Annotated in this window: 19 protein-coding genes; 10 read left to right on the top strand and 9 right to left on the bottom strand. The window is 58.4% G+C overall.

The window, feature by feature from the left end; genetic code table 11:
* The first annotated feature begins 8 nt into the window (after positions 1–8).
* The 6 genes from VGK48_07165 to VGK48_07140 all read left to right on the top strand — a co-directional run bounded on the left by VGK48_07165 (position 9) and on the right by VGK48_07140 (position 10,697).
* Positions 9–1,058: a saccharopine dehydrogenase NADP-binding domain-containing protein gene (locus tag VGK48_07165; protein ID HEY2380949.1), complete on the top strand. Its 1,050-nt coding sequence runs from the start codon at positions 9–11 to the stop codon at positions 1,056–1,058.
* Positions 1,055–2,101 (top strand): hypothetical protein, encoded by a 1,047-nt coding sequence (locus tag VGK48_07160; GenBank protein HEY2380948.1) that lies wholly within the window; start codon positions 1,055–1,057, stop codon positions 2,099–2,101. Before VGK48_07165 ends, VGK48_07160 begins: the two co-directional genes overlap by 4 nt.
* 147 nt (positions 2,102–2,248) lie before the next feature.
* Entirely contained in the window at positions 2,249–5,389 is a 3,141-nt protein-coding gene (locus VGK48_07155; GenBank protein HEY2380947.1) for an adenylate/guanylate cyclase domain-containing protein, read from the top strand.
* A gap of 100 nt (positions 5,390–5,489) precedes the next feature.
* Entirely contained in the window at positions 5,490–6,188 is a 699-nt protein-coding gene (locus VGK48_07150; GenBank protein ID HEY2380946.1) for a hypothetical protein, read from the top strand.
* Between the two features lie 11 nt (positions 6,189–6,199).
* The gene (locus VGK48_07145) at positions 6,200–7,240 is read left to right on the top strand and encodes a polyprenyl synthetase family protein (protein HEY2380945.1); all 1,041 of its coding nucleotides are present in this window, start codon (positions 6,200–6,202) and stop codon (positions 7,238–7,240) included.
* Positions 7,241–7,250: 10 nt separating this feature from the next.
* A complete protein-coding gene (locus VGK48_07140) occupies positions 7,251–10,697 on the top strand; it encodes a hypothetical protein (GenBank protein ID HEY2380944.1) in 3,447 nt (1,148 codons plus the stop codon).
* 110 nt (positions 10,698–10,807) lie between these two features.
* Here the strand turns inward: VGK48_07140 and VGK48_07135 are convergent, their stop codons facing one another.
* The 8 genes from VGK48_07135 to VGK48_07100 all read right to left on the bottom strand — a co-directional run bounded on the left by VGK48_07135 (position 10,808) and on the right by VGK48_07100 (position 18,446).
* Positions 10,808–11,542: an OmpA family protein gene (locus tag VGK48_07135; protein HEY2380943.1), complete on the bottom strand. Its 735-nt coding sequence runs from the start codon at positions 11,540–11,542 to the stop codon at positions 10,808–10,810.
* A 150-nt stretch (positions 11,543–11,692) separates the two neighbouring features.
* Complete coding sequence (locus tag VGK48_07130; GenBank protein ID HEY2380942.1) at positions 11,693–12,238, bottom strand: tetratricopeptide repeat protein; 546 nt, start codon at positions 12,236–12,238, stop codon at positions 11,693–11,695.
* Complete coding sequence (locus tag VGK48_07125) at positions 12,220–13,689, bottom strand: HAMP domain-containing sensor histidine kinase (protein HEY2380941.1); 1,470 nt, start codon at positions 13,687–13,689, stop codon at positions 12,220–12,222. Before VGK48_07125 ends, VGK48_07130 begins: the two co-directional genes overlap by 19 nt.
* On the bottom strand, positions 13,686–15,062 hold the full coding sequence (locus VGK48_07120) for a sigma-54 dependent transcriptional regulator (protein ID HEY2380940.1): 1,377 nt from the start codon (positions 15,060–15,062) through the stop codon (positions 13,686–13,688). The genes VGK48_07125 and VGK48_07120 overlap by 4 nt, the downstream gene beginning before the upstream one ends.
* Before the next feature lie 121 nt (positions 15,063–15,183).
* The gene (locus VGK48_07115; GenBank protein ID HEY2380939.1) at positions 15,184–15,666 is read right to left on the bottom strand and encodes a GAF domain-containing protein; all 483 of its coding nucleotides are present in this window, start codon (positions 15,664–15,666) and stop codon (positions 15,184–15,186) included.
* On the bottom strand, positions 15,663–16,901 hold the full coding sequence (locus VGK48_07110; GenBank protein ID HEY2380938.1) for an MFS transporter: 1,239 nt from the start codon (positions 16,899–16,901) through the stop codon (positions 15,663–15,665). The genes VGK48_07115 and VGK48_07110 overlap by 4 nt, the downstream gene beginning before the upstream one ends.
* Positions 16,902–16,984: 83 nt before the next feature.
* Positions 16,985–17,716, bottom strand: a complete 732-nt coding sequence (locus VGK48_07105; GenBank protein HEY2380937.1) for a metallophosphoesterase — start codon at positions 17,714–17,716, stop codon at positions 16,985–16,987.
* Positions 17,697–18,446, bottom strand: coding sequence for a nucleotidyltransferase (locus VGK48_07100; protein ID HEY2380936.1), 750 nt, complete (start codon positions 18,444–18,446; stop codon positions 17,697–17,699). The genes VGK48_07105 and VGK48_07100 overlap by 20 nt, the downstream gene beginning before the upstream one ends.
* A gap of 78 nt (positions 18,447–18,524) precedes the next feature.
* On the opposite strand from VGK48_07100, the gene VGK48_07095 reads away from it, so the two are divergent.
* Both VGK48_07095 and VGK48_07090 read left to right on the top strand, forming a co-directional pair.
* Positions 18,525–19,316 carry a hypothetical protein gene (locus VGK48_07095; protein HEY2380935.1) on the top strand — a complete coding sequence of 264 codons (792 nt, stop codon included), beginning with the start codon at positions 18,525–18,527 and terminating at the stop codon, positions 19,314–19,316.
* A 229-nt stretch (positions 19,317–19,545) separates the two neighbouring features.
* Positions 19,546–22,011, top strand: coding sequence for an ABC transporter permease (locus VGK48_07090; protein HEY2380934.1), 2,466 nt, complete (start codon positions 19,546–19,548; stop codon positions 22,009–22,011).
* An 11-nt stretch (positions 22,012–22,022) separates the two neighbouring features.
* Here VGK48_07090 and VGK48_07085 read toward each other — a convergent pair whose 3' ends face one another.
* Entirely contained in the window at positions 22,023–22,394 is a 372-nt protein-coding gene (locus VGK48_07085; protein ID HEY2380933.1) for a response regulator, read from the bottom strand.
* A 321-nt stretch (positions 22,395–22,715) separates the two neighbouring features.
* On the opposite strand from VGK48_07085, the gene VGK48_07080 reads away from it, so the two are divergent.
* Both VGK48_07080 and VGK48_07075 read left to right on the top strand, forming a co-directional pair.
* Positions 22,716–23,420, top strand: a complete 705-nt coding sequence (locus VGK48_07080; protein ID HEY2380932.1) for a Crp/Fnr family transcriptional regulator — start codon at positions 22,716–22,718, stop codon at positions 23,418–23,420.
* Between the two features lie 69 nt (positions 23,421–23,489).
* The coding region (locus VGK48_07075) for a hypothetical protein (protein ID HEY2380931.1) at positions 23,490–23,846 on the top strand (357 nt) is incomplete at its 3' end.

Here is a 23,846-nt window from a genome sequence, read left to right as displayed (position 1 = left end):
GGCAGAAGATGTCCACTCTTGCGATTTACGGCGCCACCGGGTATTCCGGTCAATTGATCGTGCGAAGGGCGCTCGCCCGGGGATTGAGGCCCTTGATCGCCGGCCGGGATCGGCAGGCTGTGGAATTCATGGCGTCGTCGAACGATCTCGAATGGAAGATCGCACGGGTGGACGAGCCGGCTAGTCTTCGTGCGATGACCGCCTCCGCTCCTGTCCTGCTCAACGCTGCAGGTCCTTTTTCGACCACGGCATCGGCTCTGATAGATGCTTGTCTTTCCACAGGGACGCACTATCTCGACATTACAGGAGAACCTGAAGTCATCGAACAGGCGGCGGCACACGACGATACAGCCGCGCGCCGCGGCGTGATGTTGATGCCGGCGGTCGGCTTTGAAGTCGTTGCGTCCGATTGCCTGGCGGCGCACGTGGCGCGCCGCCTGCCCGGCGCGACTGCGTTGAAGCTGGGATTCCATAAATCTCAGCCATCCTCGCGCGGTTCGTTGAAAACCTGCATCGGGATGAATGGCCAGGGAGTACTCGTTCGACGCCGGGGCATTCTGGCGCGCGTCGCTGCGGGTTCTCTCGTACACCAGTTCGATTATGGTCAGGGCCCCCAGATGAGTCTCGCGGTAAGTCTCGCCGACGTCTCCTCGGCTTACTTCAGTACAGGCATTCCGGACGTCGAGACTTACCTGTGCGCAACCCTCCCGATATGGTCTGCGATCACGGCCAATCAGTATTGGGGTTGGCTGATTTCCACGCCGGCAATCCAAGGTCTGATTAAGGCGCAATTGGATTGGCTTGCCCCTGATCCTTCGCCTCCTGAGAGAAATCAGGGCTGGGGCGCGCTGGTCGTCGAAGCGTTCGACGGCTGCGGAGGATCGGCGAGATCGCGGTTGCAGACCGGTGACGTGTATTGGTTTACCGCGCTGAGCGCAGTCGCGATTGCCGAAAGATGCTTGGCTGGTGAATTGAAACCGGGTTTTCACACGCCCTCCAGGATCTACGGACCGGATTTCGCACTGTCATTCGACGGCGCGATGCGCGAAGACCTGTGACAGCGCTTCCGCGGCCTCCGACTTACAGTACTGCCCGGCTGGATTCGCTGGTCTGTCCTCTGCTGGTCGATTCTCATCAGCTTCAGCAGTGCCTGCCACAGAGCCCTCCGCTCTCGTTGCCCCGCCTTCCGCAGGTCCCGCAAGGCCGCCATCCCATCATTCTGGAAATCTGGCGCGTTCAAAACGGTTTGATTCAGGTGGGCGGACTCGACGCACATGACTTATGGGAGATCGCAGGCAGTTCCGCCGGACTCGGAGTCGGCGGCAGCGCAGGTGCGGTGTTGGGAGCAGGACTTGGCGGCGCCGCGGGAGCGGCCGCCGGCGGGACCCTGGGAATCGGTCTTGGCCCGTTAGGCTGGTGGTGGGGCGCCGCAGCTGGCGCAGTGGCCGGGTCCGTTGCCGGAGCAGGCCTGATGGCGGCCGAGGGCGCTGTTCGCGGCGCACATTGGGCGGCTGCGATGGGCCGCAAGACCAGCGAGAATAATTCGCGCATGGTCGGGACCTACAATGAGATCATCGTGACGGTTCCTTGCTGTTATGAGCAAGCTGGGCGAGCCCGCGATTTTACCCTGGTCCTCGCCGCATACACCGATAGTGCGGCATCACTGCTCGGCGAATGGCTTGTCGGGTGGGGATACAGGAAATCGCGCGCTTCCGGTACCTGGACGGAAGACGGCGCGCTTGAAGTGATGACGGGCTCGACGGGCCCGCCGCTCCGGATCATCAGCCGCGCAGCTCCGCCAATGCCGGCCTCCGCCGTGTATTCCGCCGCAACGCATGTCATAACTGCTCAGTCTCATCCTTTGCTTGGCCTGCGGTATGCAGATCGACTCGTGGTATCGTTCCTCGATCGCGCGTTTGAGGAGCAGACGATGCGATTGACGCCGGCATCGGTACGGCTGGAATCAGGTGATGCGTTCATCCCGGGATTGAGCGGTGCAGTTTCGGATATCAGCCCAATAGGAGATACCGAACCCTGGGGTGCGTTCATTATCACGGGACTGCCCGTAACACTTAGTTATCCCCGTGCCTTGGCCGAATAACGTCGTGTGTCCGCTTTGGGCAGACGGAGAGTCGGTATGCGCTGTGGAAATTGCGGCGGAGAAAATCCCGGTGGGACAAAGTTCTGCGGGCATTGCGGGACACCGTTGCGTCCGGCTTCTGCAGAGACCGAAGCCGAACTTCGACAGTTGACCGTTCTCTTTTGCGACCTCGTCGGATCGACCTCCCTTGCAGAGTCTCTCGAACCGGAAGATCTGCGCGAAGTGACGAGTATGTACCAATCGATCTGCGAGGTTGCGATCCGGAGGCACGATGGATACATCGCTCAGTACCTGGGTGATGGAGTGCTTGCCTATTTCGGCTATCCCGCCGCGCACGAAGACGATGCCCGCCGCGCTGTTCGAGCTGCATTGGAGATCATCCAGGATCTGGTGCCGGTTGCCGGCCGGCTGCGTAGCGAGCGCGGCATCTCACTCAATATCCGCCAGGGAATCCATACCGGCCCCGTCGTGGTCGGTGAAGTTGGAGGCGCCGACCGGCGCGAGCAGCTTGCGGTCGGCAAAACGCCGAATCTGGCAGCGCGAATTCAGAACATCGCAGAGCCGGGCACGGTGCTGGTCAGCGACGATACATATCGTATCGTCCGGGGATATTTTGATTTTATCCACCGCGGTGCACATGACATCAGGGGACTCTCCGAAACGGTCACGTTGCACCGGGTCCTGAGAGAGACCGGCGCCGCAAGCCGTCTCGACGTCGAACGGCGCAGCGGCTTGACCCCGCTTACGGGGCGTGACGAAGAATTCACTACAATCAAAAGCCGCTGGAACACCGTTTCGACTTCGGGTGGGCATGCCGTACTTGTGCAGGGTGAAGCCGGTATCGGCAAGTCCAGAATTGTCGATTCGCTTCGCGAGGAGGTCCAGCGCCAGTCCGCAACCGTTCTGGAATGCTTCTGCACTCCATACGCACAAAATACTCCTTTGTTTCCCATCATCGGTTCGATCGAGCGGGCTCTCGGGTTTACCCGCGAGACAACCTACGCCGGCAAACGCGCGACGTTGGAGGCCTACCTTGGGCAACGCGGCATCCTCTCAGCCGAGGCGTTTGCGCTGATGGCGGAACTGCTGAGGATCCCGGGCAGCGAAGCAGACCTGCTGCTCAACTATTCGCCGCAGAAGAAACGCGAACGGACCCTGCAAACACTGTCGGCGTGGTTGTTTGCCGTGACCCGGCAAGGGGCGGCCGTTTGGATTATCGAAGATCTGCACTGGGTGGACCCGACAACCCTGGAGTGGCTGACGTCCGTGATCGGAGAGTTTGCGGCGTCGCCGCTGCTGGTCGTCCTCACGTTCCGGCCCGATTTCGCAGCACCATGGCCGGTGAACGGCCGGGTTTCATCGCTGGCGCTCAGCCGCCTCGCTCCTGCAGATACAACTTCGATGGCGGTACGGGTAGCGCACGGCAAATCGATACCCCAGGAAGTGTTGAGTCAGATCGTTGCGCGCACCGAAGGCGTCCCGCTGTTTGTGGAGGAAGTCACGAAGGCGGTGCTCGAATTGGGCGTGCTGGTCGAGCGGGCCGACCGCTTCGAGCTGTCGGGGCCGCTGCCTCCGGGCTTGATTCCATCGACCGTGCAGGCTTCGCTCAGCGCCCGCCTGGACCGGCTGGGTCCGGCGAAAGGCCTTGCTCAACTTGCGGCAACCATCGGCCGGGAATTCAGCTTTGCATTGCTGAGCCGCGTTGCCGAGACCGATGAGCTTGAGTTAAGGAGTGGCCTCGACCGGCTGGCCCGGGCGGAACTGATTTATCGCGACAGTAACGCCCTCGAAGAGATCTATTTATTCAAGCACGCTCTCGTCCGCGATGCCGCGTACCAGTCGTTGCTGAGAAAGTCTCGCCGCGCTCTGCATGAGCGCATTGCCAAAGCGCTGCTGAGCAGCTTCTCTGAAACCGCCGAACAGCACCCTGAACTCGTAGCGGAACATTTCACCGCGGCAGGACAAACGCAGGATGCCGTGAAATTCTGGTTGCAGGCCGGCCAACTCTCTGTGAGCCGTGCGGCGAACCACGAAGCCATCACGCATCTGAAGCGCGGGCTTGAGCTGGTGGGCCAGTTACCTGAAGCCGAACGCCCTCGTCAGGAGCTGGAGTTCCTGGTCCTTTTGATTCCTGCATTGATCGCTGCTGAGAGCTGGGCATCCGTCAATCTCGATCTGGTGTACCGGCGAGCCGCAAAGCTGGTGGATATCGTTGGCGATACGCCACACCGGTTCACGGTCGCGACCGGCACCTTTGGTTATCACTTTGTCGCCGGACGCGTCACTTCCTCGATTGAGCTCGCCTCGCAGGTTTTCGAGATGGCGCAAGCCAGCGGCAACCCTCTCCTGCTGACGATGGCTTTGCAGGATTATTCGGCCGTCTACTGTTACCACGGCGATTTCCGGCTTGCCGACAAGTATGCGAACGAGGGGCTGGCGATGCTCGATATGGAGCGCGAGCAAATCATCGTGCGGATGATGGGCCTGTCTTCGGGTGTCGGATTGCTGTCCTATCAGAAAACTGCGCTCTGGATGCTTGGTTTTCCTGAACGGTCGAAAGCTGCCGGAGAACGTGGCGTGGCACTCGCGCGCGAAATCGGCCATCCGCCTTCCATTGGCTTTTCTTTGACGGACAGAACCGCGATCTACTATCTGCAAGGCGATGTGAACCGTACGTTCGCGTGCGCTGAAGAGGCGCTCCGAGTCGTGCATGAGGAGCGTCTTGGGTTTTATGAGCCGATGATCACGATATACCGCGGTTGGGCATTGTCCGAGTTGGGAGAACCTGCTCAGGGTATGGTGCAGATACGCGACGCGATCCGCCGTTATCGTGCGGCCGGAAACGGCATCCAATTGAACTGGCTCTATTGCGTCCTCGCCGGTGCGGAGTGGAAGGCGGGGCAGTGGAATGATGCGTTCAATACACTCGACACGGCCATGAAGTTTGCTGCCGGGAATGGTGAGGGACTGTTCGAGCCGGAGCTCTACCGCCTGAAAGGTGAATTTCTTTTTGCACAAGCGAGTGCGGCTGTTCCTGAAAAGGGTGCCCTGCTGGCCGCAGCGGAGGCCTCAATCCGCCAGGCCATCGACCGCGCCGGCAGCCAGGAGGCCCGAATGCTGGAGTTACGTTCGCTTGTGAGTCTGTGCCGGCTCCGGCGGGAGGTGGGCTCATCGTCTGAGGAGTGTGACAAATTGGCAAAGGCCTACGATGCGTTTCAGGAAGGCTTCGACACTCCCGATCTCCGTGAAGCAAAAATCATGCTCGAAGCGCTGAAGAGTGGTGTGTGAATGACCCGGCGGTGGTATTATGCCCCTCCACACATGACACGCTGGGTTGTCCCGTCAACAGGCAGGATGGATGAGTAAGCCGCATTCAAGGCAGAGACGCGTGCCTCCTGTGCGGAGCGGTCCCATTCGCAATCCGCTCTCGGCGTTTTTGAGGCCGTCTGCGCCGGAAGAATCGCGCGAGCAGCCGAAATCCGGGACGCCGGCCGATGGCGCGCTGGAAAACGGTGTCCGAACCGCATACGAGGTCATCGAGGAGTATTTGCGCCGTGGGTACCAGGCGGCAAACAACAATAATAGTTACCAAGACAGGCGAGGTCCGATGAACGACAAACGAGCGAACAATTACGGCTGGCAAAACCCCTGGGGCGCCATGCCGCCTTTCACCGAGCAATGGCTGATGGCGATGCGCACGTGGATGGACGCGTGGTCTTCTTTCGTTCCAGGGGGCTGGCCGCAGCAAGCCTGGAATCCGGCTGGAGCGGCTTCCGCGCAGGCACAGACAACACCGGCGGTCGCCATCCAATTGTTATCGACGCGGCCTGCCGAGGTTATCGCGAACCTGGGGCCGGGAGCGGATCATTCTGAAATTATGGTCGATCCGCTTTTTCGTCAAGGCGCCCCGGAGCCGCTTTCCGGAGACGCTGTTTCGATCAGCCGGACGCCAGGCCGCGTTGTTGTCACTGTGAAGATCGATAGTGGCCAGCCTGCGGGCTGCTACTACGGGTCCATTCGAAGTATCGGGGACCGCCGTACCGTCGGGGACCTGACGGTCGTCATCCACGAATCGCGCGGAGACTGAGCGGGCTTCTGATGACTGCATCTGCTCCTGGCGGCGGCTTGGTGTCATCGATCCTGAAGGAATACGGTGACGCCACACGAACAATTCTTTTCAAGTATCTTCCGGCCGTTGAGCCGCGCCGTTATCTCTATGATCTGGTCGCAGATTACCCCCGTCGCGGCGGCCGTGCATTCCGTCCGAGTCTCTGCATAGCGACGGCTCGAGCTTTTGGTACGCCGACGGAGCTGGCGCTGTGCACGGCTGCCTCGATCGAGTTGATTCACAATGCCATGTTGATCCATGACGACATCGAAGATGAAAGCGAACAGCGCCGCGGCAAGCCCGCGATGCACCAATCCGCCGGCGTTCCCATTGCGATAAACGTGGGAGACACTCTTTCGCTGCTCGCAATGCGGCCCCTGCTCGACAACCGCCATCTGCTGGGACCCGAGCTGTCGCTCCGCATCCTGGAGGACACCGAGCGCATGGCGCGCGAGTCTGCCGAAGGTCAGGCTTTCGAACTCGGCTGGAGACGTGACAACATTATCGACGTGGCTGAACAGGATTACCTCCTGATGGTCCTGAAGAAGACCTGCTGGCTCACCACGATTCACCCCAGCCGGATGGGTACTCTCATCGGAGGAAAGGGATGGATCGACCCCGACAGATGTATCCGGTTCGGCTTTTTTCTTGGCGCCGCGTTTCAGATCCAGGACGATCTGCTCAATCTCGAGGGCGACCCGGCCGCCTACGGCAAGGAACTCGGCGGCGACATTCGAGAAGGCAAGCGCACGCTCATGTTGATTCATCTTTTGTCGAGAGTCACGGATCCTGAACGCGATCGCCTGCATGTGATCCTTGCACAACCGCGCGATCTCCGAACCCACGAAGACGTCTTGTGGGTGCTTGAACGCATGAAAGCATATGGTTCTCTGCACTATGCCAGACAGTTGGCGCATGGTCTCGCGGGAGCGGCTCAATACGAGTTTAACGAGGTGTATGGAAACCTGCCCGATTCACGGGACAAGCGCTTTCTGCAGGCGCTCCCCGCGTGGGTAATCGAGCGAAATTGACGAGGCCCGAATGACTCCTGGCGAGTTCAGCAAGCACCTGCCGCCGTTCACAAGTAATCGCTTACGGATGAAGCCTCCGTTCGCATTCAACGGAGTGTCGGTACGCGTCTTCCCTTTGCGAGCCGATCTCGACGCTCTGCAGGAGTTGTGCAATGGCTATTTAAACCTCGTACCGCTGGAAGTGGGAAACTTCCGCGCGTTTGTTCCTTATGTTTATCTGATGGTGCTCGATTACGGTCAGCTGTCCGATCCGGTAACTCAAACCGGATGGTTTGCGCAGGTCGAAGTTCTGTTTCTTGTGCCGGTCGAGTGGTACAAGCTCGTCCACGGCAAATGGGTGTTTCACGACTGGGCTGTCATTACGCCGTACATCTTTGTGGACGACAATTTTTCGGTGCCGATGGGCCGTACCGTCTTCGGTTTTACCAAGATCCTCTCGAAGGTCACGGCTACGCCGAGTTCCTGGACCCATAATGCGCTTTCATCCGTCACGCTCGCGCGCATCGAAACGCAGGTGTTTCCGGAGGCGTATGCCGACAAGGGCCTGGAAAAACGCGTCTTCCTGGAAGTCCAGCGCGATGCACCGATGTCGAACTTCCGTGTGCCGACCGACCCGGGCAGTCCGATCATGCCTTGGAAGATGGCATCCAATATCGCCGAGGCCATGAATGGCTTTGCCCGCGACGCAATATGGCTGGCGCAAGCCATGAGAATCCACCCCCTGAATCCGGGGACGGATCCGTCGGCCATCCCGGAGATGCTGGCCCGCCTCGCGCCCGGCTTCGCGCCGTCCGGATCAGGATTCATTCAAAACTCTCTCAACCTCAAGCAGTTTCGCCGTGCCGATGATGTGTCCGGAGTCTGTTATCAGGCGCTGACGAACGGGCCGATGCGAATGACGGGTTTTCTCGGCGGCGGTCTCCTTGGAGAGGAACGGACCTTCTTTGGCGATCTGAGCGGTGGTCACACGATCAACTTGTATCAACAGTCGTCGCTGCCGATCGAGCGCGTACTGGGCCTGGAAGTTTCCCGGCAATGGCGAGCCAAAGACGCGGACGTTTCGGAGTTGAAGCCCGTGCTGCCCTTCTGGATGAGCATGAACCTGATTTATGAGCAGGGCATCAACCTCGCCTGGCGTAAACACGACGGCATCTGGCGGGATGGCGCCGGCGCGCCGCTCAATCCCTGCATTCCGGCCTCGAAATTGGAGCCACCGCTCTTCAACAGTACGGTGCCGACGGCGCTGGATGCCATCACGGGCCCGTTCGAATATTCCGGAACTACGATCCGGGTGCTTCCACTGCTGGCGAACCTGGACAAGGTCCAGTCGTTTGTCGACAAATTGGTCAACGAGCCGCTGCAGGCGCCCATCGTGCGGGAGCACACGGGTGAGAAAGAACAGTTACGCCTGTCCGTGTGGGCGCGTCCACCCGCCCCTATAGGCGGCGAGTTTGCTTATGTCTACTTGACCGCCACGAGTTTCGCGAATGTCCTTTCAAAGACAAACAACGTCGGTGACTGGGCCAAATATGAATTGTCTTTTTTGATTCCCGTGAAGTGGGAACGCTTAAAACCCGGAGGCAACAAAGACGAAAACGAGGACTGGGATGTTATCGCGGTTGGACTTTTGCCCGCCGGCACCTTCGTGGACGATTGCATTGCCGCGATTTCCCGTTCCGAGATTCAAGGCATCAATGCCTTCACTGCCAATTTTGTGCGGCCGGAAAACGTGTGGCTGAAGGAAGGCGAGTCTGATATCGATTCCAAACAAACCTTTCTCCGAGTGGACGCAGAGGTCTGGCCGGCCCTTGGAGCGGGGCAGAAGGCAAGGATCGAGACAATCATCGAGATCGACAACCACGACCCGACGTTCGGACTCGGGAACGCCGACTCCCATGATACGGCCCGCTCGTGGGCCGAAACTCTGCGCCTGGAACTCGGCGAAATGAACCGAACCCAGGCAGCAAACCCGGACGAATGTTCGATTGCGAGAGCGCTCGCGCTTGAACTTCTGGGAAATCAAACACCGTTCTCCTTATACACGCTGAAGCAGTTCCGCGATGTCTGCGATCCGGACAAGGCCTGTTATCAGGAACTTCTGATCGTGCCTCGCGTGCTCAAGGAAGTATTCGATATCGGCGAGATCGAAGAGACGCTGGTGGTCCGGCTGCACGACTTCCCGAGCCTTAAGATTGCGGAAGATCTTGGAATCCTCGGTCCGACCGTCGAGCATAGCGGCGCCGGCATTGTGCACAGCGCGCAAGCCATACGTCCGTTTTATATCCGGGCAACGATGACGGAGCCGCTCGCACAAAGGCTTCTTTCGAGGTCTGGCACTCTCGAGTGGAGTCTCTCCAAAGAAGCTTTCGATTCGTTGCTGAGCGGCTCGGAGGATCAACCGCCTATAACCGCAGATTGCCGGGCCCAGACGGATATGAACCAGTTGCGGGGCTGCAGTATGGCTGCCCTGATGTTCCAGGCCAACGAGCGCCGGACGCATGATCCTTCAGCGCGGCAAACCAAAGGCAACCTGATCAGCAAAACAGCAGCGCGCGAGGCGCTGAAGAACGTCGATCCGCAGATGATCGTCGGTTCGATTCTTTCTCGTGAGTGGGGCAATTCCGGCGACGCCTGCCGCTGGCGCAAGGGCTACAGCGACCTTCTCAAGATAGTGGATGCGCTGCCTTCCGGCAAAAACAATGCCGCGGCAGAGGCGGATCTTTACCTGTTCGTCAACAATCTGCTGGCGCAGCGCCCAGGTTCCGTTGCTACGCGGTTAAGCCCCGAGGACTTGAATCGGCTGACGGAGACGGTGAAGAATCTCCACGCGGATCAAATAACGCTGGTTGGCAGGTTAAGCGACGGCGATAAAGCAACTCTCCTCGAAAATGGAAAGCCGCAGGACGAATTGGGTCTGATGATCCTGAGCCAGAAAATGTTCACCGAGTGCCGGGCCGAGTTGGAAGAAGCTTACGACGGCATAGCGCCGTTCCTGTTACCAGGCGGTCGAGGACACTTTGGCGCCGATGACAAAGGTTCTCAGCCGAAGTCGCCCGCCAACCTGGGGGAGGCTGCACTTCGTCTTATCACAGCGATGGATTCCGTCGCAGAGCTGGCGGTAATCGGTTTCGCCCAGGTAAGTTCAGGTGGCCAGATACTGGCTGAAAACACGCGCCTCAAGCAATTGTTGGAAATTCTCAAACAAAATGCAACGCAGCCCGGGCTCTTGAGCGGATTGACAGGATCCCAGGTCGGATATTTTATCAATGCGCTGGAATTGGCCCGCAAGCGCTGCGACGCACAACGCCCGGCTTTGCTTGAAAAACTCACGCGTGCGTACCAGAAGCCGGATTTCTGCATCAGGCGGGACTCCCTGGGGGCCTCTCGCGACGAGCTGCTGTCCACCGCCGCCTCCTGGGACGACGATTGGTACTACGGTCAGGCTGGTTCAGTTTAGCCGGAAGAGGCAGGGGGCTTAAGGGCTTATTGCACCATTGCATCATTGGAAGTTTTTGCAGTTCTAAATTTGAAATGCAGCAACTTCGAATGATGCAATGGTGCAATTTCTTAGTTATTGTTCCTGGCTGCCACGTCTCCGGAGCCCTTGGGAATCATCACCGTCATGACAACCGCGCGGTTTTTCTCGCGGCCTTCCCGCGTGTTGTTTTCGGCAACGGGTTTCTCCGAACCGAAGCTGACGTCGTGAATCTTGTAGACCGGCACGCCTTTTTCGACGACCAGATACCGTTTTACGGCGTCGACGCGGCGTTCACCGAGCTTCACGTTGTAGTCCTTGGCTCCGCTGGAATCCGTCCGGCCTTCCAGAACGAGGATGGAATTCGGACTCTGCATCAGAGTATTCGCAATCTCATCAAGAGTATCCGTGTACTGTTTGTCGAGGGTGGCGCTGTTGACTTTGAATTGGATCGACTTTTCATCGGAAACATCGAACTGGTTCCGATTCTGGAACTTTTCATCCAGGGAGTTAACGCCGTTGGCGGCGCGGTCCGCGGAGCTTTGAGCCTGGGCGGCGTGCTGGTCCGAGTTCTGGACGTCACCTTTCAGCGAGCTCATGCCTTCCGTGGTACGTGTATCGAGCGCGGAAACCTTTGAATCGACGCCGGAAACCTTCTTGTCGACGTCGTCCCGGACTTCCTTGATTTCGCCTTCGTTGGTATCGATCCGGCCATTCAGGGTGTCCGCAGAGTTGTCGACCGTGCTTCGGACATATTTTCTCGAAGCGCAGCCGCTCGTCGCCGCGAGCGTTGCCGACATCAATAGAACAATTGAGAGTCTATGCATTGTTTATTTTCCCTCCGAAATCGCCGGATCGCAGCCGGCACGGAAGAAAAAACAGCAAGCGGTCTGCCGTTCGCTTAAGTGGTGCAGAGAATGACAAAACGGAGAAATCGAGAGACTTCCCGCTTTTCCGACCTTGGAAGATTTCCAGGGTCAGGGCTTTTTCCGGCGATCGGCATCGATTTTCTTTAACCGATCAAGCTCCGTGGTGAGCTGTTTGATTTTCAGGTCCCGCTGTTTGCCATCGGCCGCCGCCTGATCGAGTTCCGAACGCATGGAGAGGATCAAATACGCCGGCGGTTTAAGCGGGCTTTTAGGATGCGCGTCAACCAGTTCTTTAAAGGCGGCCTCCGCCCGGGTCCAGTCGGCGGTGGCGGCCGGGCGCAATGCATAGCTTAGTCCAAGTTTAAACAGGGCTTGATCGCGTTCTGTTCCCGCGGTGTTGGCGCGCAGGTAGTCCTCGTAAGCACGGGCGGATTCATCATAGTTGCCCGCATTGAACGCGCGATCCGCGCCATTCAATGGCGAGACGGGAGGAGCCACCGCCACGGGTGGTGCCACCGCTGCAGGTGGCGGCGCTGCCGCCGGTGCGGGCGCTGGAGCGGGTGGCGCAACCGGCGGAAGAGCCGTCACCGGAACGTGTTTGTGGCACGCGGCAAAAAGCAGGCACAGACCGAGTATCAGGCGGGTTGGCTGCATTTGAGAATCTCCTCGCCGGCAGCGGGTTGTATGGCGAACAAGAAGACGCTGCCTCCATCCGGATTGTCCTCGACCCAGATCTGACCATGGTGCGCTTCGACGATCGTTTTACAGATCGCCAATCCAAGTCCCACCCCCTGGCCCGCCAGTTTCTTTCCCTGTTGGACCTGGTGGAACTTGTGAAAAATTCTTTCCTTATGGGCATCGGGAACGCCAGGGCCGGAATCGGAAACCGAAATCACGATCTCGCCCTTCACGCGCTGCACGCGCGTCAGGATCTCTGAACCGGCCGGTGAAAATTTCAAGGCGTTCTCGTACAGATTTCCGATCACCTGAACGATGCGGTCCCGATCGCAGCCGGCGAACACCGAGGCTTCATCGCATTCAAGCCGCAGGCGGATCTGTTTTTCGCGCCCCTGTATTTCGAATTCGCTTGTCACCAGTTGGATTAACGGCAGGACATCATTGGCGGACATCTGGTATTCCATCGAGCCCGCTTCCATGCGCGAGATATCGAGAAGATTCCCCACCATGGCCGCCAGCCGTTCGGCGCTGCTGTAACTGAGGCGTATCAGATCCTGCTGCTGATCGTTCAGCGGACCGGGAATCTGCTGAAGCAGCAGGTGCATGATCTGGCGAATCGATGCGAGCGGCGCTTTCAGATCGTGCGAGACGTGCGAGACGAAATCTTTCTTCATCCGATCGAGATCGCCCAGACGTTCGCTCATGGAATTGAAATCGCGGGCCAGTTCACTGAATTCGTCGTTTCCGTCGGCAGGCAGCCGGTGCCAGAACTGCCCTTTCGCAATCGCCCGGGTACCCTGGGTCAGCCGGCGCAGGGGATCGTTGATGGAGCGTACGAACAGCACCGCGACAATCGCACCGAGGATAAGCGAAAGCGCGCCTGCAATCCGCGAAACACGCTCGGCCTTCGCGCCTGTTTCCGCTGCAGCCGCGACACGCTCTTTCATCGAACCTTTCACGGATTCGAATGCGACTTCGGCCTCCGCCCCCAGGTGATCCATCGCGATCGTCAGGTCCGGAGGCAACTCGTCGGTATCCGAGACCTGGTTCTGACTTTTCAGCCGGTTGAAGACATTCCAGTAGGCATCGAGCGCTTCGCGCAGTTCGGTTGTCGCTTCACGTTCGCTTTTGGAGTGAGCTGCCTTCTCCAGCGTTGCGATATCTTTGAGAACGTCGTTTCGGAGGTCGGCGATCTGGTCGCCATAAATCGGATCGAGCACCGCGAAGTATTTTTTCGAATCATCGGTGATGATGTCCGTATTCTTTTCAATGTGAAGCGCTGTCGCCGCGGCGTTCAGATCCACGTCCGCGAGTTCGCGATTCACCTGCTGCATCTGGTGGATGATCCCCAGCTGGTTCGCGAGAAGCACGACCGCCAGCAGCATCAGAATCAGGAAGCCTGCGATGATCTTGCTCGATACCTTCATTTATCCGTAACGTCGATCCCGTAACCTTTCAGCTTGTTGTAGATCGTTTTGACGTCTACACCGAGTTGGCGCGCCGCTTCGGCTTTGTTATTGCCGGCCTTTTCGAGTGTTTTCAGGATGAGTTCGCGCTCGGCATCCGCAACGGTGGTTTCACCGACGGAAAAGACCAGTTTCTCCGGCCGCAGCGCCGGATTCCGCACGTAGGGCGGCAGGTCCTTTTCATCGATCCAATCGCTCTTCGCGAGAACCACCGACCGTTCGATGACGTTGCGAAGCTCGCGGACATTTCCCGGCCACGGGTATCCCTTGAGCATCGTCATGGCTTCGTCGGTCACGCCTTCGAGTTCCAGCCGGTGTTTGGCGTTGAATTCGGTGATGAAGTGCTGGACGAGAAGCGGGATATCGTCCGGCCGGGCGCGAAGAGGAGGAAGCATGATCGGAACAACATTCAGCCGGTAGTAGAGATCCTCGCGGAGCTTTCCGTCTTCGATCGCTTTCATCGGATCCCGGTTGGTTGCCGCAAGGACCCGGACATCGAATTCGAATTCATGTGTTCCGCCGAGGCGGCGTACGCGGCCGTCCGCGAGGACGCGAAGCAATTTGGGCTGCAGCGCCATCGGCATTTCGGCGACTTCGTCAATCAGAAGCGTCCCGCCGTTCGCCTGTTCAAACACGCCTTGCCGGGTCGCGACGGCGCCGGTAAACGCGCCGCGTTCGTGGCCGAAGAGTTCACTCTCGATGAGCGATTCCGGAATGGCCGCTGCGTTTATCGCCACAAAAGGTTTGTTCTCCCGGCGGCTCATTTTGTGAATCGTCCGGGCGACGACCTCTTTACCTGTGCCGCTCTCGCCGGTGATCATGACCGACACATCGCGCTGGGCCACGCTTTCGACCATTTCAAACACTTCGCGTATGGCTTTGCTGTTGCCTACGAAATCGCCAAGCCCGCCTTCCTCGTCCGCGCGAGCCGCCAGCCGCCTGGCTTTGCGGCGCATTTCAAGCTCGCGTTCGGCATCGTCGAGAAGCGTTTTCAGCATCGCCAGATCCGTCAGCGGTTTGGTAAGAAAGTCGCGGGCGCCCTGCTTCATCGCTTCAACAGCAATGTCGATGCTGCCTTGAGCGGTGATAAGGAGCACGGGGCGGTGAGGATCTCCCGCCTTGAGCTTTTTCAGCAGCTCGAGACCGGAAGTTTCGGGCATGACAAGATCCGTGATGACGATATCCGGTTCCTGCTTCTCGACGATGCGCGTGGCCTCGGCAGCATCGGATGCCTGCAGCGCTTCGAAGCCCCAGCTTTGCAGCAACACGCTGAGAGAGATACGAATCCCGGGATCGTCATCGACGACCAGTATTTTTCGTTTTCGAGCGGTCACCCGATAATTATACAACCGTGCGATTGCGGTTTGTGGCGTTCCCGGAGGGAGCAAAACCCTGGCTTATATGCTTTCACGGCTTGCGCAGCCGCTCTGCGGCTGAATCAGGCCTAAGGCAACACTAGCGGGAAGCGAAACTGTTCCTCAAGCAAGACGCGATTTCATGGCTGACCTGTCGCAGAAATTCGTGATCTTCGTTGGTGAAGGGGCGCGCCCGGTTCAACAGCTCCAGGACGCCGACGATCGTTTTCCGGTCGTCGACGACAGGCATGCAATAGATGTCTTTGGTGTCGTATTTCAGGGCCGCTTCGTATTTTTCTTCGAAACGGTCGTCATAAGTGGGATTGTAGGTGTCGATGATCTCGCCCGTCTCCGCGCCCGCGATCGCGATCCCGAAACCGATCGGCAGCGGAATCTCTCCGATGACCCTGTCCGCCACAACCGAACGGATCTCGCTGTGCGCCGGATCCACCACAAAAAGCGTTCCGCGGTCCGCGCCGACCTGATCGCGGACGAGCTTTAACACCACACGCGTGAAATCCGCGAGCGCCAAAGTCGGCGCGAGTTGTTTGATGGTTTGAAGCGCCTCGTCGCGGCTGCTCATGAGACCGGGATTATATCGGCTGCCGGTGTCCGGTCCGCACGATAATTCCAGAATGCCGGCAAAAGCGGGATGCACAGAAGGACTCCTGCGAAGCAGACCACGCCTCCCGACACAACCGAGACCGCGTTCGACGAAATCGAGGCAACCCAGCCAGCTCGAGCATTGCCGAGAAGTGGTCCGCTCAGGTAGCTGATCATTTCGACGCCGGCGAGACGGCCGCGCAGGTCGGCGGGAATCGTTTCGTTCCAGATTGTTCCGCGAAAAACCGCGCTGACCGAATCCGCCGCTCCCGCCATTGCCAGGCACAGCACGGCGGCAGCCAGACTCGAAGCGAATCCCAGCGCGATAATCGCCAGCGCCCAGGTAGCGGCAGCAGTGACGACGGCCATGCCGTGGCGCGTCACCTTCGTGGTCCAGCCGCTGAATAGCGTTGTGAACAGGCTTCCGACCGACATGGCGGAATACAGCCAGCCCGCCGCGCTCGCGCCGCCCCAGGCAATGGCCATCGACGGAAACAGCGCCATCGGCATGGCGAACGTCATCGCGACGATGTCGACGGCGTACGTTCCAACCAATTCGGGACGGCTCATTGCGTACTTCAGCCCGTCGACAATACTTCGGATTCCCGGCCGCGAAGCGCCGTCCGCCGGCGGCATCCGCCGGATCGCCGCAAGCGCGACGAGCGAAATAAGGAAGCTGAGCACGTCGAGCATGTATGTCAGCGGATATCCAAGAAGCGCCATGCAGACGCCGCCGAGCGCAGGTCCGCCAATCGCGCTGATTGAGGACCGGAACGAGTTCAAAGCCGAAACGCCCGTCAAGTCCTCACGGTCCACCAGGCGCGGCGTCATCGCATCGAGTGCGGGACGGTGAAAGCCATTGCATGCCGACATGGCCGCGCTCACCACAAAGATGAGAGCGACACTCGCATGGGCAAACATTCCGTTGATGGCTAAGGTGAGCGACCCGCCGGCCATGAGTATTTCGGAAGCGATCAGCAGTCTTCTGCGGTCCATCGCATCGGCGTATGCGCCGCCCCAAAGCGCAAAGATCAGCAAAGGTACGAGCTGCGCGGCTCCCAGCAACCCGACGGCGAGGCTGGAGTGCGTCAATTCGAAAACCTGGTAGGGGACGGCAACGTAGGTGATCATGCTGCCGAACATCGAGACCAGTTGCCCGGTGTAGAGAAGCCGGTAATCCCGATGTTTCTTCAACGGCGCAAGGTTCAAAAACATTTCAGGGGACGATAACACAGGAGGGAATGCCTGTAGCCAAACGCATTTTGCGGAGGCTGGAAGGATTCGAGTCTTCCCCTTTTCTAAACTTCCACCAATGCGAACGGCTGTTCAGGCTGGAGACCCTGCACCAGCTGCAGGCAGCAGTTGTAGACCGGCGTGCCCTTCATCGTCTTTCCCTGATAGGTGCCGTGGTGCGCGTGTCCATGGAAGATCGCGTTGACATCGAAATGGTCGATGGTTTCCGCCAGTCTTGAAGAGCCGAGGAACGGAAAGATTTCGGGGGGCTCTCCGACGACGGTCTGCGCGATCGGCGCGTAATGCAGGACGACGACGACTTTCTCGGTACGCAGGCTGTTCAATGCGACCTCGAGCCGCAGGGATTCATTGACGGCTTCGCCGACAAAGTGCTTGATGGCATCTTCTCCAAAAGGCGTGAGCATGTGTTTGTCGAAGCCGCCGCCGAAGCCTTTTGCGCCGGCGAATCCGACGCCTCTGAACTCGAATGTCTCACTCTCTTCCAGCACGTTCACTTTGGCGTCGCATAGAACCTGTTTCACTTCCTCCGCATGCCCGCTCTGGTAATCGTGATTTCCAAGCACCGCAACGACCGGTATGTGGCACGCCCGCAGATCGTGCGCGAGCTTTTCCGCTTCCTGGCGCAACCCGAGGTGGGTCAGATCGCCGCACAGCGCGAGCACGTCGGCGTTGTGCGAGATTTTTTCAAAGAGCGGTTGCAGACTTTCGGTCGAGTTCTGGTGAACGTGCAGATCACCCACTGCGGCGACGCGCAGGCTATCCGGCTTTGCGCTCATTTTCTCCTCCGACGACGTCTGCAAATCCCAGGCCGGCAATGTCCACGGTGTAGTCGGCGACGGAGAACATTCGGCCGCGGCACACCTTCATCCGGGGTGTGGGCAGTTCGAACTGGTGCTGCAGGCGCGAGAGCAGTTCGCGCAGCAGCCAGATCGGAATTTTTTCGCGCTCGGAGGGGTAAACGAAACGGAAGTTCAAAAGATGGATCAAGAGCACTTCCCAATATTGTTCCAACGAACAAAGCAGCCGCTCCCAATTGATGTCGTGGTTTTTCATCAATATGAGGTGCGCGACATCCGCGCCGTCGTAACGGTCGCGGTTCTGAATGAACACTTTCGAAACGATCAGATCCGTGACCGAAGGTATCCGGACTTCGTGATTGAAAAACTTTGCTGTTTTCGAATCCTTGAACCAGTCGTCCGTCACCGGCGCGATAAGATTTGAGGAGCCGAATATCAGATCGACGTACAATTTCCCTTTGAAGATCTTTGCGATCCAGCGTTCGTCCGAGACCTGCGTTTTGAAGCCGAGTGAGGTGAACTTATTCAGAATTTTGGGGTAATCGCCGGCTTTAACAAAGATGTCGATGTCCTTGGTCGGACGGTGCAGACCGGTATAGGCATTGACTGCAAACCCGCCGGCGACCATGAAGGTAAACTTTGAGTCTTTGAGGATTTTCAGGACTTCCGCATAGAAGACATGGGCCGGGGTGACAGAATTTATTGCCATAATTTTAGTATAGGTAAGGTGACTCGAAATCCAGGAGTTTCTCGATGGTTCCCGCTTCTCCTGGGTTTGTTCCCCTTATTGTTAGACAGCGCGATCTATGGACAGGTATGCACGCAATGGAAAGAACCTGCCCGGATCGGCGCGCTGCAGTCCGTTTTGCACGAAGCCAGTGGCGTGGCGGCCTCCAGGAAGGTGCCGGGCCGCCTGTATCACATTAATGATTCAGGAGATACGGGCCGGTTCTTCATCACCTCCATGGCGGGGAAGGATACCCGTCCGATCAACATCGCCGGGTTCGACCCGGTCGATGTCGAGGCCATCAGCCTGGGCCCGTGTTCCGGAGGTGGCAGTTCGTGCCTGTACCTGGGGGATATCGGCGACAACGATAAAAACAGGAAATCGATTGAGATCGCCGTCGTCGACGAGTTCGAAACCTTCCCACAAACCGTCAAAGCACGGCAGCGCATGACGCTTCGCTACCCCGATGGACCGCACGACGCCGAAAGCCTCGCCGTGCATCCCGACGGCACAATCTACATTCTCGTGAAAGAAAGTCCTGCGCGGCTGTTCAAGGCCGATCCTCACCTCACCACCCAGGTCCTTACGCCGGTGACGACGCTGGATCCCGGCGCCAAGCCCACGGACATGGCGTTCTCCGACGACGGCAACCGCCTGCTGGTCCTGACTTACATCGATGCGGTCGAATACAGCATCGATTTCAAGCACCAGCAGAAGATCAAGCTCAACTTTCTGCAACAGCAGGAAGGCGTGACGTACTTACCCGGCAGCCGGTCCTTTATTTATACGACCGAACAACTGCTGCCGATCCTGCCGCAGTGGATCATGCGCGTGGATTGTGGAGACAATTAGGCCTTAAGACTTTTGATTGGGACGATCGACTTGTGTCCGGTAATGGGACGGGCGGTCGCGGGAGCGGACAGTCACAACGGAAAAGGGAATAGCCACAAAAGGCACATAGCAGAACACAAAGGCAACAAAACATGACGAATGACCTCACGTTTTGGGTTGTTTGTGGTCCCTCGTATGCCTTTTGCGGCTATTCCCGTCTTTTTGGAAGCAGATTCGCTATGCCGAAGCCATGAACAGTTTCTGGGGTGACCTTCGTTATGCCGTCCGGACGTTGAGACGATCGCCCGGTTTCACATGTGCGGCATTGCTGACGCTTGCGCTGGGAATCGGCGCCAACACCGCGATTTATACGGTCGTGGACGGCGTCCTTCTGCATCCCGTTCCCTTTCCCGAGGCGGACCGGCTCGTCAGCATGTATCAGAAGACAGCCGGCACGGATAGAAACTCCGTTCCTTACCTGAATTTTCTGGATTGGCGCCGCCAGGCCCGGAGCTTCGAAAGCATCGCCGGCATGCGCGATAGCGGGTTCACGCTCACCGGCCGTGGCGATGCGGAACAGTTGATCGGCATGATGGTCTCTCAGAACTTTCTGCCGGTTCTGGGAATCCAGCCGCTGATTGGACGAAACTTCACATCCAAAGAGGACCAGCGAGGCGCACAGCAGGTGGTTATGCTCGGGGAAGATTTCTGGAAGCGGCGGTTCGCCGCCGATAAGAACGTTCTGGGACAGACGCTCACTTTGAATGGCTTGAATTACACGATCATCGGCGTCGTACCGTCCGCCATTCGAATGGAGCGGGCATTCAACTCGTTCTTCAACGACGTCTTCACGCCCATCGGTCAGTACGAGACCTTCAACTTCTATAGTCACGGCGTAGGAAACGGCACACTGGGCATCGGACGGCTCAAGCCCGGCGTGACGCTGGCGCAAGCTCGCGCCGAGATGGACACAATTATGAGCAGCCTCGCTGAGCAATATCCGGACGAGGTGGCCGGCGAGTATGCCGAGATCTTCCCGTTCCTCGATGAGGTCGTCGGTTCAGTGCGGCCGGCGCTTCTGGCATTGGCTGCAGCAGTAGGTTTCGTGCTGCTCATCGCCTGCACGAATGTTGCGAATCTTGCGCTGGCCCGGTCGATGAAACGCTCGGAAGAATTTGGAATTCGGATGGCTCTGGGCGCAGGCAGGAGCCGCATCATCCGTCAGTTGCTGACTGAAAGCATGCTTCTGTCGATCGCTGGCGGAATCATCGGCGTCGCCTTTGCTTCATGGGCAACGCAAGCCGCAATTGCGGTCTTGCCCGCGGCCCTGCCCTCGCTTTCCAACGTTCAATTGAACAATCGCGTGTTGCTCTTCACTTTCGCCGTATCGGCTGCAGCGGGTGTGTTGTTCGGTTTCCTCCCGGCCCTTAAGGCCGTGGAATTCGGCCTTCATGAAACATTGAAGCAAAGCGGGCGCGGCACGGTCAAAGGCAGGCATCGTTCGCAACGGGTATTGATTGTTGCTGAAATCGCACTGACGCTGGTGCTTCTGGTTGGCGCCGGCTTGATGATCCGCAGCCTGGAGAAGGTCTGGAATGTGAATCCCGGATTGAATCCAGACGGCCTGCTGACGTTCTACACAGGCATTTCAAAGGAACGGGCGTCGACTCCGGAAAAAGCCAGGGCGGCGTTTCGCGAGCTTCAGGAGAGGCTGGCGGCAGTACCGGGCGTGCAGTCCGTGAGCATTCAGATCGGAGGTCTTCCCTTCCTGAGCAGCAACGGTACGAGCATCGCTTTTCGTTCCGAAAACGAACCGAAAGCTGCGCGGCAGGGAGATATGCACATCGCACGCTTTTATGCCGTCGGGGCCGATCACTTTAAGACAATGGGGATAAGAGTGCTGCGGGGGAGGGGTTTTACTGCGCAGGACACGGAAAAGAGCACGCCGGTCACGGTCATCGACGAGGAACTGGCACATACGGTGTTTCCGGGCCAGAACCCGATCGGTAAACACATCTTCATAACGTTGGAAAAAGAACCCAAGCCCATCGAAATCGTCGGCGTCGCGGAACATGTGAAGCATGCCGGACTCGATGCGGACGCATCGGCCAAGCTGCGCATGGAATATTATTTTCCGGTCGCGCAGATGCCGGATGACGTCATTCCGCTGTTCGCTCCCGCGGTAGCCTGCCTTATTCGGACGAAGACCGCGCCGGCCACGCTCCTGCCATTACTTCGGCGCGAGCTCGCTGCTTTTGACAGCAACAGCCCGCTTCATAGCGAAGAACTCATGACCGACGCCATCGCGGCGACCCTGGCCCCGCGGCGCTTTTCGCTTATCGTACTGGGTGCGTTCGGCTTCATCGCTCTGCTGCTGTCTGTTATCGGCATCTATGGAGTGATTTCGTATTCTGTCAGCCAGCGCATCGACGAGATCGGCCTTCGCATGGCGCTCGGCGCCCCGCCTCGCGATATTGTTCTTGGTGTTCTTCGGGAAGGCGGAAAACTGGCCGCCATCGGCGTCGCTGCCGGTCTGCTCGGCGCAGCCGCTCTGACTCGAATCCTGTCGACATTGCTTTTCGCAGTCAGTCCGACCGATGCGCTCACCTATGTCTCGATGGCCTCGTTGCTCTTCGGTTTGACGCTGCTGGCCTGCTATATTCCGGCGCGCCGCGCCATCCGCGTCGATCCAATGGCGGCTTTGAGGTGTGAATAGAGGATCTGCGGCTAAGGACCGCTAGCCCCGCCGTCGAAGCGCTTTAGGACACGTTCGAGGTCGTGAAGGTTGAATGGTTTGATCAGGAGACCATCCCAGGAGCCCTCGCGAACATGAGGAGACAGTTTCTCGGGAAAAGCAGTAATCAGAACGATCCGCAGGTGACGCAGGGGAGAGATGCTGTGGAGCGCTGCGGCGGCTTGTGCGCCGTCGACCTCCGGCATGAATAGATCCATCAGCACAAGGTCCGGCGGATCGGCGGCGGCGAGCTTAACCGCAATGATGGCGTTGTCGACCGCGATGACGTCGTGTCCGAGCGATTTCGCCATTGCGCCAACGGTCTCCCGTACGTCTTCCGTATCGTCAACCAGCAGTATTCGCAATTTGGCTCCTCAGGATGAACGTGAAGCAAAACTATAAAACAAAATCCTAAGATAATCTGTACGGGACCGCGCGCTGCGCTCTTTTTGCCGGCTCCCCGTACGCTGCCGTACCAGGACAAAACCCTTTGATTTCCCGCGAATGCGGATTTCTGCCCGTGCATGGGAACTTTTCCACAGAAATATACCGCCATTGGGGCTGCACGACCGCTGATGCATAAGGGCGAATAATTATTAGACCTGGAGGTCTCGAAGGTACCGGGCATGCACTGACTAACGATGGGCCGCCCGGGTTCCGATCGAGTTCAAGAAAGGAAACTTTCGATGATTGAAGCTCCGACTCTAAATGAACCGCAGAACACACTCTTGAACTTGCTGCCGGACCGGAAAGCGCTTCCGCCGCTCGAAGCCGTAGCGCTTCACGCGGGGGCGGTTCTTTATGAACCCGATGAAAAGGTTGAATATGTGTACTTTCCCGAAAGTGCTCTCGTATCCATCCTGTCACTGGGTCCGGACGGCAGCACGGTTGAAGTTGGCTTGATCGGACGTGACGGAATGGTCGGAGTTCCGGCGCTCCTCGGCGGAGTGACTCCCTACCGCGCGGTTGTCCAGACGCCGGGCGCCGCATTCAGGATGAAATGCGGCCGCATTAACGGCGAGGAATGCAGCCACAATAAAGCTTTTCAAAATCTTCTCCTGAAATACACCAATACTTTTCTGATACAGGTGACGCAGTCGAGTCTCTGCAATTGCTATCATCCTTTACAAGAGCGTGTCTGCCGGTGGCTGATGTTCGCGCGGGACGCGGCGCGAACGGACACGCTGCGCGTGACACACGAAACCATCGCCCGTCTGTTAGGCACACGCCGGGCCAGTGTGACCGGCGTCGCCGGTCTTCTTCAAAAAGCGGGATTGATCCGGATGTCCCGTGGGCAGATCACGATTCTGGAGCCGGACGGCCTCAGAGAGATGTGCTGCGAGTGCTACAACATTCTGAAAGACGGCGTGCGCCAGCTCACAGTCCAATAGACTTTTGGCAATCCGTCTGCACTTATTTGTTTCGTGGCAAAGGCGTTGGAAGGTCCGCGAAATCAAGTGATGCGCGCCCTCTACTCCAGCGGCTCGAGAAAAGTCCTCAGGACATTCGACCGCCTGGAACTGGCGCGGGACACAGTTCTCTACGAGCCGGGCAAGCCCGTCCACTCCCTATACTTTCCCGAAGACGCGGTAGTCTCTTTCTGGGCCGAAACGGGTGCGGGCGGCAGTATCGAAGTCTGGACTGTCGGCGCAGAAGGCCTGGCCGGCGCGGCCGCGGTGCTTAGTGAAACGTCTCCGTATCGTGGTGTCGTAATGGTTCCCGGCCATGCATTTGTCACCACGACCGATGCATTTCGCAAACACCTCGAGACCCCGGGCAGATTTCACATCGAACTATTGGAGTACTGTCAACGGCTC

Source organism: Terriglobia bacterium (assembly GCA_036496425.1).
Lineage (GTDB): Bacteria > Acidobacteriota > Terriglobia > 20CM-2-55-15 > 20CM-2-55-15 > 20CM-2-55-15.
This window is presented reverse-complemented; position numbering and strand designations above follow the sequence as displayed.